Source organism: Okeania sp. SIO2F4 (assembly GCF_010672385.1).
Taxonomy (GTDB): Bacteria; Cyanobacteriota; Cyanobacteriia; order Cyanobacteriales; family Microcoleaceae; genus Trichodesmium.
In genome coordinates, this window is the sequence record NZ_JAAHGT010000171.1 from 1 (window position 1) to 13,328 (window position 13,328).

At 33.6% G+C, this 13,328-nt stretch carries 11 protein-coding genes and 1 pseudogene; 4 read left to right on the plus strand and 8 right to left on the minus strand.

Annotated elements, in window-relative coordinates; all coding sequences use genetic code 11:
- The 5 genes from F6K22_RS13325 to F6K22_RS13345 all read right to left on the minus strand — a co-directional run.
- Positions 1 to 223, minus strand: a 223-nt coding sequence (locus F6K22_RS13325; RefSeq protein ID WP_293098240.1) for a hypothetical protein, incomplete at its 3' end; no start/stop codon positions are given.
- A gap of 273 nt (positions 224 to 496) precedes the next feature.
- On the minus strand, positions 497 to 1,705 hold the full coding sequence (locus tag F6K22_RS13330) for an McrC family protein (protein WP_293098243.1): 1,209 nt from the start codon (positions 1,703 to 1,705) through the stop codon (positions 497 to 499).
- Between the two features lie 311 nt (positions 1,706 to 2,016).
- The gene (locus tag F6K22_RS13335; RefSeq protein ID WP_293098246.1) at positions 2,017 to 3,711 is read right to left on the minus strand and encodes an McrB family protein; all 1,695 of its coding nucleotides are present in this window, start codon (positions 3,709 to 3,711) and stop codon (positions 2,017 to 2,019) included.
- Between the two features lie 271 nt (positions 3,712 to 3,982).
- Positions 3,983 to 4,429: an ASCH domain-containing protein gene (locus F6K22_RS13340; RefSeq protein WP_293098248.1), complete on the minus strand. Its 447-nt coding sequence runs from the start codon at positions 4,427 to 4,429 to the stop codon at positions 3,983 to 3,985.
- Between the two features lie 16 nt (positions 4,430 to 4,445).
- Positions 4,446 to 6,554, minus strand: coding sequence for a GNAT family N-acetyltransferase (locus F6K22_RS13345; RefSeq protein WP_293098250.1), 2,109 nt, complete (start codon positions 6,552 to 6,554; stop codon positions 4,446 to 4,448).
- A 256-nt stretch (positions 6,555 to 6,810) separates the two neighbouring features.
- Between F6K22_RS13345 and F6K22_RS42010 the strand changes: the two genes are divergently transcribed.
- From F6K22_RS42010 to F6K22_RS13360, 3 genes are all read left to right on the plus strand, one after another.
- Positions 6,811 to 7,050, plus strand: a complete 240-nt coding sequence (locus tag F6K22_RS42010; RefSeq protein ID WP_363273482.1) for a PIN domain-containing protein — start codon at positions 6,811 to 6,813, stop codon at positions 7,048 to 7,050.
- Between the two features lie 234 nt (positions 7,051 to 7,284).
- Positions 7,285 to 7,488 (plus strand): hypothetical protein, encoded by a 204-nt coding sequence (locus F6K22_RS13355; RefSeq protein WP_293098265.1) that lies wholly within the window; start codon positions 7,285 to 7,287, stop codon positions 7,486 to 7,488.
- A 129-nt stretch (positions 7,489 to 7,617) separates the two neighbouring features.
- Entirely contained in the window at positions 7,618 to 8,478 is an 861-nt protein-coding gene (locus F6K22_RS13360; protein WP_293098253.1) for a DNA adenine methylase, read from the plus strand.
- Between the two features lie 23 nt (positions 8,479 to 8,501).
- Here the strand turns inward: F6K22_RS13360 and F6K22_RS13365 are convergent, their stop codons facing one another.
- The 3 genes and pseudogenes from F6K22_RS13365 to F6K22_RS13375 form a co-directional block, all read right to left on the minus strand.
- Positions 8,502 to 10,052, minus strand: coding sequence for an Eco57I restriction-modification methylase domain-containing protein (locus F6K22_RS13365; RefSeq protein WP_293098256.1), 1,551 nt, complete (start codon positions 10,050 to 10,052; stop codon positions 8,502 to 8,504).
- Positions 10,053 to 11,015, minus strand: a pseudogene (locus F6K22_RS13370) (XamI family restriction endonuclease).
- Positions 11,016 to 11,253: 238 nt separating this feature from the next.
- On the minus strand, positions 11,254 to 12,111 hold the full coding sequence (locus F6K22_RS13375) for an NYN domain-containing protein (protein ID WP_293098259.1): 858 nt from the start codon (positions 12,109 to 12,111) through the stop codon (positions 11,254 to 11,256).
- A gap of 341 nt (positions 12,112 to 12,452) precedes the next feature.
- On the opposite strand from F6K22_RS13375, the gene F6K22_RS13380 reads away from it, so the two are divergent.
- Positions 12,453 to 13,328, plus strand: an 876-nt coding sequence (locus tag F6K22_RS13380; RefSeq protein WP_293098262.1) for a class I tRNA ligase family protein, incomplete at its 3' end; no start/stop codon positions are given.

The window sequence follows — 13,328 nt, forward strand, 5'->3', positions numbered from 1 at the left end:
TCTTACCTTGAATCCGATCTATATAGTCATAATAGAAAACTTTTCGAGCATCAAAAAAATTTTTGATGGCATTAAAATCAATATTAATATTCTCGTCTTCGACTTCATTTCCAAACCATTTAGCAGTGGAGTCTATATAACTTTTTCTGAGGTAACTTCCATCTATAAATAAATAAGTTACTTTTGAAGATTGTAGTTCGGTAGGATTATGAGTATTTGACATTTTTGACAATAAATCTATATTTTATACTTGAACTTTAGATTACCGAAAACTAAAAAAGGCGGATGGAACCTTTTTGATAATTATTAGCCAGGAGCGTATTAATTATTCATATTTTTACTTCTCTGTAGGGACGTTGCATGCAACGTTCCTACCTCCGACCCTACTACCCTGCTCTGAAATAGATAAAGTTTTTGATAAATAGTATCACATACCCTTTAGCTAAATAATCTCTTACTTAAGATTAACTTAACAAAATACTATAAGTATCAAGCTTCAATCAACATCTTTGATTAATTCTTCTAAAAAAGATTGACCAGCTTTTTCCAAATTAGAGTCAAGAGCAAATGTCAAACTACGCAATCTTACTTGACTTTCACCAACTAATTGATTGATGGAATTAGTTGATTTGTGAGGATAAACTAAAATAGCTTCGTGACATTTTTTATAAGTTGCATAAGCAACCACTTGATGAATATCATCTGGCGATGGTCTGGCATCTAACTTATATTTAGTATCAAGAATATAAACAACCTTACGAGTTTTTACTTCATAAATAACTAAATCGATTCGACAATAAATTTCATCATCAATAATATCTACTTTTTCTTGCTCTTGAACTCTTAAATTTGAGGGTAGATTAATTTTTAACCATTCAGCTACAAATTTTTCATAGAGTTTAGCCATATCTATTAAAAAAGGTAACATTGAGTAATTCCCCTGTTGATGACTAGCTCCAATATTATCTAAAAAAAATCGACATAAAGCGTGTAAAGATTGATAATCTTCATTCAAACGATGATATTTTCTGTCTACACAATCACTAGATTTAAAAGGTTGTAAATTTACTAAACCTTGCAAAAGATGAAAAGCTTTTGCCACTGTTGGAGCGACATTTTCAGAACAGAAACCACTACGACCAATCATAAACAAAGTCCAAGCCAAAATTTGATTATCAGAAATATTAGGAGTATGTTCTTGATAATCACATTTCAACCTAAAATCCCAGGGTTTTTGCATAACTTGCTGTATATTTAACCGCCCCCGAATATAAGTTAAATTTTCTGTTTTTGGCAGGTAAGCACGATAAAAACCTTTTCGACCCCGGTCTAAGATTTTTTGAACCAGAATATTAACTAAACAGTTGTAAAATTCCTGTAGAGACTCACAGTTAACTAAACCATCTAAGAAACGAAAACTTCTGAGATTGTAGGCATATTCCAACATTCCAAATAGGTTACGAAGCGGTACTTTTGGTTTAATAATTATGTGAAAATATGGAGTTATGGGAATATAACCAACCCATCCTTGAGAAGTAAATTGCCATTTGTTGTTGGTTTTGGGAGTTGGAAATTCAACTTTAATTTTTTTGCCTTTCTCGTCGTATTCTTGCCATAATTTAGTGGAAATATCATAATCAATTTTATCTGGTGGGAACTGGCGAGATTTATATTCAATAAGTTCGATGATTTGGGGAGATTTCATATTGGAAAAAGGTAACTATAACAGAGATTTTTTACAGGAAGAGATGTTTGGAGAAGTGTGTATATAATTTAGGACTTATATAGAATCCGGATAATTACTATAGCCTGCGTCATTGCGACTGGAACGGAGTGGAAGGAAGCAATCTCAGGCGTCTAGGAGATTGCTTCCTGTCGTCGCAATGACGAGTTTTAATCGGATTCTATATTACGCAAAGAAACCTGGTTTTTAGGATAAACCGTTATTTTTAGCAATAAACATTGGCAAAAAAACCGATTTCTGGGGTTGCCTGCGTAAGTCCTATATTTTTTTGATTATGACATTCGATGTTGAATTTTATCCCACCGAAATTCATCAACTTTTTCTGGTTTAGCAAAGAAATATTCCTCTAAATATGGTTCAATTTCCATTTGCCAAATATCTTGTATTTCAAAAGCAATATTTTCTCTCAGAAAGAAGGAAACACCAACTTGATAGTTGGGGTCATTTATTTCTTGGTTGACTGCTTCTAAAAGTTTAATTAACCCTTCCACTGAAAAATTTGTTTCTATTTCTTTGTGATATTGACGCAATATTTCATAGTTAGGAGAGAGGTTGATGAAAGCAAACCGACGACGGAGTGCATGATCTACTAAAGCAATAGAGCGATCGGCAGTATTCATGGTGCCAATAATGCGAACATTTTCGGGAATACTGAATAATTCTTCACTACCAGCAAGGGAAATTTTGGCGTCGCGGTATTCCAGGAGATACATAAGTTCGCCGAAAACTTGGGAAAGGTTAGCGCGGTTAATTTCATCAATAATGAGTACACAAGTATCTTGACAGAGTGCTGCTTTTTGACAAAATTTCAGGAAGCGACCGGGAACAATAGGGTAGGTGAGTTTACCATCTTCGCTCTGCGGTCGAATACCTTGAATAAAGTCTTCGTAGGTGTAAGCAGGATGAAATTGGATGAGTTCCCAGAAACCGTCACCTCCAGCAATTAAATGTTGAGCGAGTTTTTGAGCGAGGAAAGTTTTACCGATACCCGGTGGACCTTGGAAAATGGCTTGTTTTTTGCGGTCGATCGCGCGTATCCATTGAGCAAGTTTTGTTTCTGGGAAGTTGGTTTCTTGGGAACATTGAGTTAGAGTGTATTCTGGTTGTAAATTAGAACTCTCCAAAAATACTGATTTTGGAATAGCAGGATCGGGGTTTGAGAACTTTTTCTGGAGATGTTTATTGCTTGAAGTGGAATTGATTTTTTCATCTTGATTAGTTTCATAAATATTGTCTGTACTGTTTATATTTTCACTAGGAAAATTGTACTTTTTCACAGCTACTAACCAATGACAAAACATATCAAACAAATCATCATCTCGCATTGCAGGTATATTTTGTTTCTGCATTTCTTCAGCTAACTCTAAAATTAGATTATGACCAGTGAGATTAATATATGGGTATTCAGTTAGCTTTTCAGTATATTTTGTGTTACTTAAATAATTAATTACTTTGCTCGATCTATCATTAATTAAAATAAAATCATCCGGTTTCAGTGCATTCAGAATAGGTGTCATTTTTCCTGCTTGAAATTCTCCAGAATTTGGGAATTTAGAAAAGTTTTTACAAGCTAATAAAAATTTATGATAATCTGTAATACAGGAATTTACAAAATTATAAATTTCTCTAGCAATAACAGACCAATATTCTTGCTTTTCCCAACCTTGATTTGTCCAGAATTGAAACCATTCAGTTAAATCAATATTGTTTGATTCAGTAATGTGAATCCATGCACCCCTTTGTCGATTTCTGGGAGTATTAGTATGAGGTAAAAGTTTGAATCTAACGGATTCAGTTATGTCTTCCCCTACCTTAACAGCAGCAGTTATTTCTTCAAAATTACGGCGACCTTGTTGACGTTGTTTTTCATAAGAAGCTCTATGATTTAATCCTTCTGAGCTATAGGGATATGAGTCAGCAAATTCCTGGAAAAGTTGAATAAATAAAGTTAGTTGTTTAATTGCCATAGAGAGTTATTTTTATTTTTTAATTAGGGCTTCCTGATTAATTATAAAAGTATTGATAAATATAAGGTATTAGTCTTTTTGGGGTTCAAAAAAGTGCCAGCTTTTCGGTGCCAATAGCTGCAAAAAGCTAGTATTTTGGGCTGCATAAGGTAGAACAATCTTTAGACAAAACTTACCTCCTACCTCCTCGCTCATTCCCCTAACTCCTGTCTCTTGTCTCCTGTCTCCTGTCTCCTACCCCTACTAAAAGACTTTTGAGCGCAAACCCTAATTATTCAAAATCATAATCTACCAATCTCTTAATAATTTCCCATTCATCGGGTTTTAAATAACGGTAACTTTGGGGTGGTCTAAAATTTTTCAATTCTTGTCTTAGTTTTTCTAATTCAACTGGTTTTTTAAAGGTCTTGCTTTTTTTGAAAAATATTCCTATGCCAATGCCCAACTTTACTCCTGAATAATAATCGTAAAATTCTTCAGGGGTAATTCCTGCTTTGTCTTCTACTTCCTCCCAAAGGTAACGAACTTCTTTTTTAATAATGTTTTTGATTTTAAAGTAACCAACAACAGCTTTTTTAGGAGATGAAACATAAACAATCACTAAATCATCTTTCTCTAAATCAGGAAAAACACGACGTAATTCAACTTTTTTTGTTCTCTCGTAGAAAATTTTATCAGCATATTCTGGCTTTATCGATAAAAGAACTGTATTTGGCATAGTTGAAGTATCCTGATTAATTTTTGTTTGCTTTATCATATATTTTAGCAAATTGCTCTGGTGTTATTTTAAAAAGTCCTTGAACAGTTATCTGTTTTTTTAGTATATCTTGAAGTTCTTTTAAAGTTATAACATTACTGAATATTTGAGTATCACTAAATCGAATAGCCATTATATCTTCATTAGGATTATTCTTGGTTATTTTTATTAAATCTTCTAACTTATATACACCTAGATTACGAAATTGTCTATATAATTTTTCGGGTTTGTCTACTATAACTTCATCTAATCTAGAACAAGCTTTAATTACTTTTGTTGTCCCGTATGGAAATTTTTCATCATTGCTGACATACCATATAATCCTACCAATTACACCAGGTTTTAAACCTCGCTTAGAACGATAAAATACAAGTTCACGTTTAAGTGCCAACTCAGTTTTAGAGCCAAATAACCAATTATTAGCTAACTCTTCATCAAATAAATCTTTTGCCCAGAATGGTTTGATAGGAATAATCCATGTAGGAAGATTCGCATCAATTATTTTTGCAGGCCATAAGTATTTCTCTAAATTAAAATATAATTCTTTTTGCTCATGCTCATTTTCTACCTTTTTCTGAAGAAGTTGAGAAATTTGATGACAAAATTTATATTCTTTTCCTAAGCTAACGGCTAAATATTCTAAATCTTGTGATAGTTGATTTACTGTTTTAGCTACAGCCATATTAGCTCTTAAGTAAGTATTATTAAATTCTACAAAAGTTCCATCTTGGTGAATATTTCTAATAACTGCTTCTGGCAAAAATGGATCTGTTATCTTAGTAAAACTTCTTTCTTCTCTCGCAGAAATTGATATAGATTCAAAAACTAAATGATTAGCTATAGTTGCAGTTATAGAAGTATCCACAACTCTCATTAATGGAATTTCTAACTCATATTTTTTACGCCTATCATAAACAACTAAGGCTAAAGGTTGTTTTTCTCCTTCAAAAACCAAAAAACAATCAAATTTATCTGTCTCTGCAATAAAGCGAAGTATTTTTTGTTGAAACTCAGCCTTAGTTTCACCCAATTTATCAGCTCTAAAATATTCATTCAAAAGCTTTTCTTCCCCTAGAGTAACACGGGATTTTTGTAGTAGAGTACCTGCCAAACGAACAGGCTGATATTCTGTTTGTCTACGAATTTCATCCACTTGAATAATCAAATCTCTAGGATGAATAATAGAGACATTAAACTGTTCATAAAACTTATCTGCTATGTCTAAGAGACCGCGATTACCAGTTACAAAAATGTAAACATCTGATGTAATAGATTTATCTATATAGCGAATATCAGATTCACTAAGATTAATTTTATTTTGATCGAATAAATTTTTAAGAGACTGATATTGTGAGGAATATCTTTTATTTGGCGATAAAATAGTAAAGAGCTTTTTCGCTAGGTTTGTGAAGTGCTTTCTCTCATCTTTATTATCAAAAAAAACATTTATTTTATTAAAAATTTCATCTGTCAAACATAACTCTAAGTCAGGGTCTAACCAATCAGCAAGTAAAGATTGAGCATCTTTATTATTATTATCACTATGATAAAAATCAAAGAAAATTTGTGAGTCTATACCAACATATAATTTGTACTCACGTTGATGAGTAGTAGCATTGGAAAACAAATTTGAATGACGGTGATCGAACCACCAATATGCATTCGTTTTTCCAGGAGTTTTTGCTGGTTTATCGTACTGAAAAACAAAACCTAATTTAGACCAGAAATTACTCAAATTAAAATCACGACGACAAGTTAAACCAATACCACTATATTTTTCTTGAGTAATCTCAACTAGATAACCAAATAACTTTTTAGCTACTCCTTTACCTTGATAAGAATTAGCAATACACAAATGAATAATACCAACTCGGTTATATGAAGTTGCTACTCTATATAATAAATAGCCAACACAACTTTCTTTAGAGTCAATAGCTACAATTATTTGGCAACATTTTGCATAATTATTAAAAGCTTTTCTAGGGAGAAAACCTAGAGTTTCTCTGTTAGCATCACCCAATTCAATAACAGCTTGCAAATGGGGAGATTTTTCGTCAATTTCTATGATTTTAATTTCTTCTGTCATTTTTGCTCCTTTTTTAAATCACTTAATAAGACTTAGGTGTTCAATTAATACAATCATAGAATTAAAATCTCTATTAGGCATATTACTATTTTTTCAGCTATTCTATGCTTTACATATTTTTTTTAGTTAACTTATCAGCCATTCTAAACTAACTCTGTTAAATAAACCAGAGTAATCTGAAATTGTTAACACAATAAATAAACAAGATTAGGTTAAAATTTAGTTATGAGCAAATTTAAACAAGAATTAAATAGCTATGAATGAAACTTTATATTTGGAAACAAGTGTTATTGGCTATTTAACCGCCAGACCAAGCCAAAATCTAATTGTTGCTGCTAATATGGCAGTAACCAGAGAATGGTGCGACACTTGCCGAAGCAATTTTGAAATATATGTCTCTCAAGTAGTTTTCGATGAGGCAGCTAGAGGCGACCCAGAAATGGCTCAAAATAGAATAGAAATGATTAAAGACTTTCCCTCTCTCATTTCTAATTAAATTGTAAAAGACTTAGCTCGACAGTTTCTTCAACAAACCAATTTTCCTACCAAAGCTAGTGATGATACCTTCCATATTGCTCTAGCAACTTTTTATGGTTTAGACTATCTTTTAACATGGAATTGTCGCCATATTGCCAACCCTAATATTCAGAAAAAACTATCTGAAATTAGCACTAAATTTGGCTATGAATTACCAAGACTTTGTACACCCTATCAATTACTTGAAAAAACTATGATGTTACCTGATGAAATTTTAGAAGAAATTTACAAAATTCGAGAAGAACACGCGAAAGCTTTTAACTACGATCCGGAATTAATATTAGCTGATTGGTTAGAAAGACAAAAGCAATTCGAGAAAGAATGGAAAGGGAAAATCAAATTCATTAAAACTCCTTTGAAAAAAAGAAAAGAAAGTGTTTATGAAGGGCGGGTATAATTTTCAAATAGAGTAGGGGCGATTCGCGAATCGCCCCTACAGGGTTATTATTTTTTTAATGAGGTTTATTCTTCATTTATTCTACTGAAAAACTAACTGTTTAATAATAATTAAAATTTCACTTCAAGAATGAGTAAGTTAATAGCTTTTGGATGGTATGGAGGAAAATTTAATCATCTTGATTGGTTACTGCCACTGTTACCAGAAACGCAACATTACTGTGAACCTTTTGGTGGTTCGGCAGCAGTTTTATTGAATAGAAAACCCTCTGCTGTAGAAACCTATAACGATCTAGATGGAGAAGTTGTTAACTTTTTTAGAATGTTACGAGACTCTCAAGAAGAACTAATTCAAGCGATCGCTCTTACTCCTTTTTCTAGAGAAGAATTTAAAATAGCGCTGACACCACCTACAGAAAAAATTTCTGATTTAGAACGTGCGCGTCGTTTTTTTGTCCGAGCAAGACAGGTTAGAACGGGATTAGCTCAAACTGCGAGTGTAGGAAGGTGGGCACATTGTAAACTGACAACCAGAGCAGGAATGGCAGGTGCTGTTTCCCGTTGGTTAGGTAGTGTCGAGGGGTTATCGGAAATTGTGCAAAGGTTACTGCGGGTGCAAATTGAAAATTCTCCAGCTATTGAAGTTATCAAACGTTTTGATAGTGAGGAAACACTTTTTTATTGCGATCCACCTTATCCACACGACTCGCGGACGGATAAAAAAGCTTATGGGTATGAAATGACGGATGACGAACATAGAAAATTAGCTGAAGTGTTGCATCGCGTTCAAGGCAAAGTTGCGATTTCTGGATATCATTGTCAATTATTTGATACGCTTTATCAAGATTGGTATTGTATTGATGCTCCAGCAAAAAAAGCTCATTCGACTAACACTCGTAGCGACGGAAAAAAGCAAAACCGGGTTGAAGTTTTGTGGGTAAATTATCAATTATCAGAACAGGAGATTAAATGTCAGAACCCTAACCTCTAACTATCAAGCTAAAGAAATTTAGCCTAACTTTTGAAACTTGGTATAATCTCAATAATTTTATCTGCTGGAACATTACCAAGCTCTCTAGGTTCTAACTTATGTAAACCACCCCCATAAACTCGGCCTTCACTTATCAATATATCTAACGAAATTTGATTCAAAATCTGCCAAACTTTCCTGAGTATATCCGGCTTTTTATTAAAAATATCCTCTAGCTCAAATTTCGGATACAAAATCAAATAAACATTTGTCGCTGTTGCCTGAGAATGATTCAAAATAAATCTAAATGGTGTTTTTTTTAGGTTATCTTGACGCCCCATATAAGTACAAACTAACGTTGACGATTTACGATATTCCTGTTGATACCATAGTCGCCTATGTTTACACAAATAACGATTACTAATTCCTTTTTTGATTCCCATCTGAATATACTGCCAAAGTGAGGGATATTGAAATTGAATTTCATTCTTTGATAAATCACATGAAAGTAGAAATAACTGACGTTCTAAAATAGGATTACCTAAAGCATCAGCTTCAATTTCATCAACTGACAAATATCGCGGACTAGGTAAAATAGGAGTCAAAAATTCTGGAGGAAGTTGATATTTTGATATTTGTTCTGGCGTTAAAATAAAAAAATCGTTTGCCCCTGTTGCTAAACCACGTTTGATTGTAAATAATTCAGATAATTTGACTCCCTGAATATCAATTTTGATACTGCTATCTAATTTAGAAATATTTGTCCACTTATTAACATTTTTTAGTGCTTCAACAGATATCAATTTAGATTTTTTTTGCTTAGTTAAGCTACCACTATATGTAAACTCAACTTGATGATTATCTGATGGGATTTTATTTCTCAACCAAACTACTGAAGAAGAGACAAGAGCATTTTTAAACTGCATATCTTTTGGTTCAAAAGAATGAACTCGCAATAATGTTACTTGAGTTAATAAATAATCTCTAATTTGCTGTCCATAATTCACATCCATAAAACCACTAGGAATTAACCATGCAGCCAAACAATTTTTAGCCATCCAGCCATGAGATAGAAGTAAAAAATGACAATAAATTCCTGCTAATTTACTGAGCTTTATTCCAGTTATCTTTTCTGTTAAATTTTGCAATCTTAGTTTTTCATATTTAGTTAAATGATGATGTCTGGTATAGGGAGGATTACAGATTATTAAATTAGCTTTAGCTGCATCAAATTCTGGTGGATTACAAGTTGTAAAATCAGCAATATTTAATTTTAATTTTGTTTGACTCCAAAGCTGACTAGCTTCTTGACCATAGTGAGGATCTATTTCATATCCAATAGCTTCATCAATCTCTGATATAGGAAATAAGTTTAATAGCGCAGAATAAAAAGCACCTGTTCCAAAAGCAGGATCGAGAAAGCGAATTTTTTGTTTAGGTAAAAGCTTTATACAATATTGAAGGATATCTTTTGCTAATTCTGTTGGTGTAGCAAACTGACCAAGTTGATTTTTTTCAGCTTGAGTTTTAGTGGCATCAAGTTGGTTTTGTAACTTTATTCTGGCTAATTCTTGAGTTTGATTTACTATCATCATCTACACTCCAAATAGTGCTAAATCATCTATGCGATGTTCCCAGATCCAGTCTATACCTTCGGCAGCTTCATAGCCTAAATATCCACTATCAAAATAGCCACATAAAAATAAAATAAAATTGACACTTTTGCCGTAAGTATTTCTTAATTGATTAATTTTAATAGCTTCCTCTTTCCGTCTTTTATTTGTATTTGTATAATCGCCTGCTGACTTCGCTTCAATTAATAGTGGCAACTCACCAACTTGAGAATTAAACGGCATGATAATAGTATCAATAGGAATATTAATCTGTTTGCTACCTTTAGGTTGTTTTACTGATATATTCATCCGAAATGAAAAACTGCCTGGATTGAGTTGATCAAACTGTAAACCACTGCCAGTTTCAATATAAGAATAACCTCTGTTTTCCAACCAATTTCTTATAGTAGAAAGTTGCCTTTGTTCTTGAGCATTACGAATAATAGGGTCAGCTAAATTACCACATAAGCGATCGGCAACAATTGTCGCAGCTCTACTAACTTCTATATCGGTTGGTTGTCTATCATTTTTGAGCCAAGGAAAGATATCTTTATCTAGCAATCTAATAATAATTAGACAAATTTTATCGAGTTCAGAATTAATTTATTCTGGATTCATTCGTGGTGGTATTCGTAGTTTTTCTTCCATATTCTTAACAAGGTTGGGTCGTACATCAGCAAGTCCAATAAGTCGATCGCGAGCAATAGGTGGCGCTGTTGCCATCCGTAATATAGGCAAGATAAATGGGTGCTGATACAGTATCTCCCGTGAGATATTTGTAAAATTAGCTGTCAAAATTAATGTGGACTCAACCTGTTGAGTGGTACTAAGACGAGTTTCTTTGTATGTTATCGGGGCAAACTCAAGAAACCAATTATTGTAGAAATCTACTGACTGAGCAATATCTTTTTTCCACAGATGCGGTTTATCTGCATTTATTGGCATTATTAAAACTTTTAAGCTCCTCAAATAATAATTTTAACTACAAGCGGAATGTTAGGTTGAAACAACTTATCAACAGGCAACAGCTAACAAAGTAGGGACGTTGCATAACAAAAATGCGTTTCATGTCGCGCAGCGAAACGTCCCTACAGGGTTATAATTTTCAGGACTTATGCAAAGTCTAATAATTTGATTGTTTCATTCACATTTTCACCTTCAATAATTATAGCTGTAAATTCATTCAATCCCATTCAATTTTTTTTCCGTATTTTAGAGAGTAATAAAGTTCTAATCTGTCTTGACTATTGAAACTTAACTTTAAAGTCCAACCACCTTCTATCTTCTCAAAAAAGAGAATAAACTGACTATCTTTTTGAAACAATTCTGCTTTATAACCATCGACTTTTCCCTGCTTAATAAATTTAGCATCACTAGGTCTATAACGCTGTGGAGTATCTCCACCACCCGCTTGATCAATTTTGGGTGTTGGATACTTTTTTTTCAGTTCTGGAGGTGACCAGTAATAGTAATTCTCAAATAATAGGGGTATAGAATCATCAGCAGCATATCTAAGGTCTTGGGAATTTGAACGAGGATCATAAGCTATTTTTACATACATTCCCATACTAACTAGACTTTCAACAACTGGTTTAAAATCGCGATCGCCAGCAATTAAAACTGCATTGGTCATGTTATTACGAATCGTGTGATTCATCATATCTACTGTTAATAGAACATCCACTTCTTTTTGACGTTTGTTGTTTGGATTACCTGCCAAAGTTCCTAACTTAACGTGATATCCTTCTAAAGAACGGATTTGATTAAAATAATTCTCTTGTTGAGATAGACGAGCTTTAAAATCTTCTTCTTTCTCATCTTGATTGGGAATTTCATCAAGGCAGTCATAATAGAAAACTTTTTTAGCTTTAAAATGACTTTTGATTGCAGCAAAGTTAATATTTCTCCAATCTGCAACACCATTGCCGAACCATTGAGAGGTGCAGTCTTTATAGCTTCTCTTTAAGTAACCTCCATCAATAAATAAATAGGTTATTTCTGGTGGCTTTTGTTCAGTGGTATAGTTAGGACGATAAGGCATTTTTTACAATAAATCTAATTTCTTACTTCAATTTGTATTTTTTATACTACAATGAATCAAAGCCACCTGCAAATGTTGACCAAATATTTTTGTTGATAGATACTCTTTTAACAAGACTAACAGGACTTAGGTAGAGACACTATATATAGCGTTATATAGCGTTCAATAACTATAACGTTATAAATATGTAGTGTTTAGAACTCAAAAATGCGTAAGTCCTGACTAAGATAAACAGGCAGTTATGCAGATAAGATTAAACACCACCAAAACCCTAAACAGGGCATGATACAAACAAATAAGTCTAAAATTCTGAATATACTAACAGAAAAATCTAAAATCTAATGGTTGAACCAAAATCCTATAAAGACACCGTAAACCTGCCCCAAACTAACTTTAATATGAGGGCAAACTCAGTCACCCGTGAACCAGAGCTACAAAAGTTTTGGGCAGAATCACAAATCTATGAACGTCTCTCAGAGACCAACCCAGGGGAAATCTTTACCCTACATGATGGCCCGCCTTATGCCAATGGCAACCTACATATTGGCCATGCCATGAATAAAATTCTTAAAGATATTATTAACCGCTATCAAATTCTTCAAGGGCGAAAAGTGCGTTACGTTCCTGGTTGGGACTGCCACGGTTTACCCATCGAATTAAAAGTTATTCAAAATCTGAAATCAGCAGAAAGGGCAAAACTCACACCCATAGAATTACGTCACAAAGCTAGAGACTTTGCTCTGGAAACTGTAGACAAACAGCGCGAGTCATTCAAACGTTATGGAGTTTGGGGAGATTGGGAACATCCCTATATGACTCTCTCCCCAGAATACGAAGCTGCTCAAATTGGGGTTTTTGGCAAAATGGTTTTGAAAGGCTACATTTATCGTGGTCTCAAACCTGTACATTGGAGTCCGAGTTCTAAGACTGCTCTTGCGGAAGCGGAACTGGAATATCCTGAAGGTCACACATCTCGGAGTATTTATGCTGCTTTTAAAATTACTAATTTGGCAAAAGCGGTTGAAAAGTCTCTCGCACCTTACTTGGAAAAACTCTGGGTTGCTATCTGGACGACAACTCCTTGGACTATTCCTGGTAATTTGGCAGTCAGTGTTAACCCAGACCTGAATTATGCTGTTGTTCAACCTGATGCTGACTATGCAATGGGGAAAGACAAATTATTTATAGTTGCAGCAGAAGCAGTGGAACGTTTGTCG

Coding starts and splice junctions, on each gene's coding strand:
- F6K22_RS13330 (WP_293098243.1), bottom strand. CDS start 1,705: ATGAAATCTCCCCAAATCATCGAACTTATTGAATATAAATCTCGCCAG.
- F6K22_RS13335 (WP_293098246.1), bottom strand. CDS start 3,711: ATGGCAATTAAACAACTAACTTTATTTATTCAACTTTTCCAGGAATTT.
- F6K22_RS13340 (WP_293098248.1), bottom strand. CDS start 4,429: ATGCCAAATACAGTTCTTTTATCGATAAAGCCAGAATATGCTGATAAA.
- F6K22_RS13345 (WP_293098250.1), bottom strand. CDS start 6,554: ATGACAGAAGAAATTAAAATCATAGAAATTGACGAAAAATCTCCCCAT.
- F6K22_RS42010 (WP_363273482.1), top strand. CDS start 6,811: ATGAATGAAACTTTATATTTGGAAACAAGTGTTATTGGCTATTTAACC.
- F6K22_RS13355 (WP_293098265.1), top strand. CDS start 7,285: ATGATGTTACCTGATGAAATTTTAGAAGAAATTTACAAAATTCGAGAA.
- F6K22_RS13360 (WP_293098253.1), top strand. CDS start 7,618: ATGAGTAAGTTAATAGCTTTTGGATGGTATGGAGGAAAATTTAATCAT.
- F6K22_RS13365 (WP_293098256.1), bottom strand. CDS start 10,052: ATGATGATAGTAAATCAAACTCAAGAATTAGCCAGAATAAAGTTACAA.
- F6K22_RS13375 (WP_293098259.1), bottom strand. CDS start 12,111: ATGCCTTATCGTCCTAACTATACCACTGAACAAAAGCCACCAGAAATA.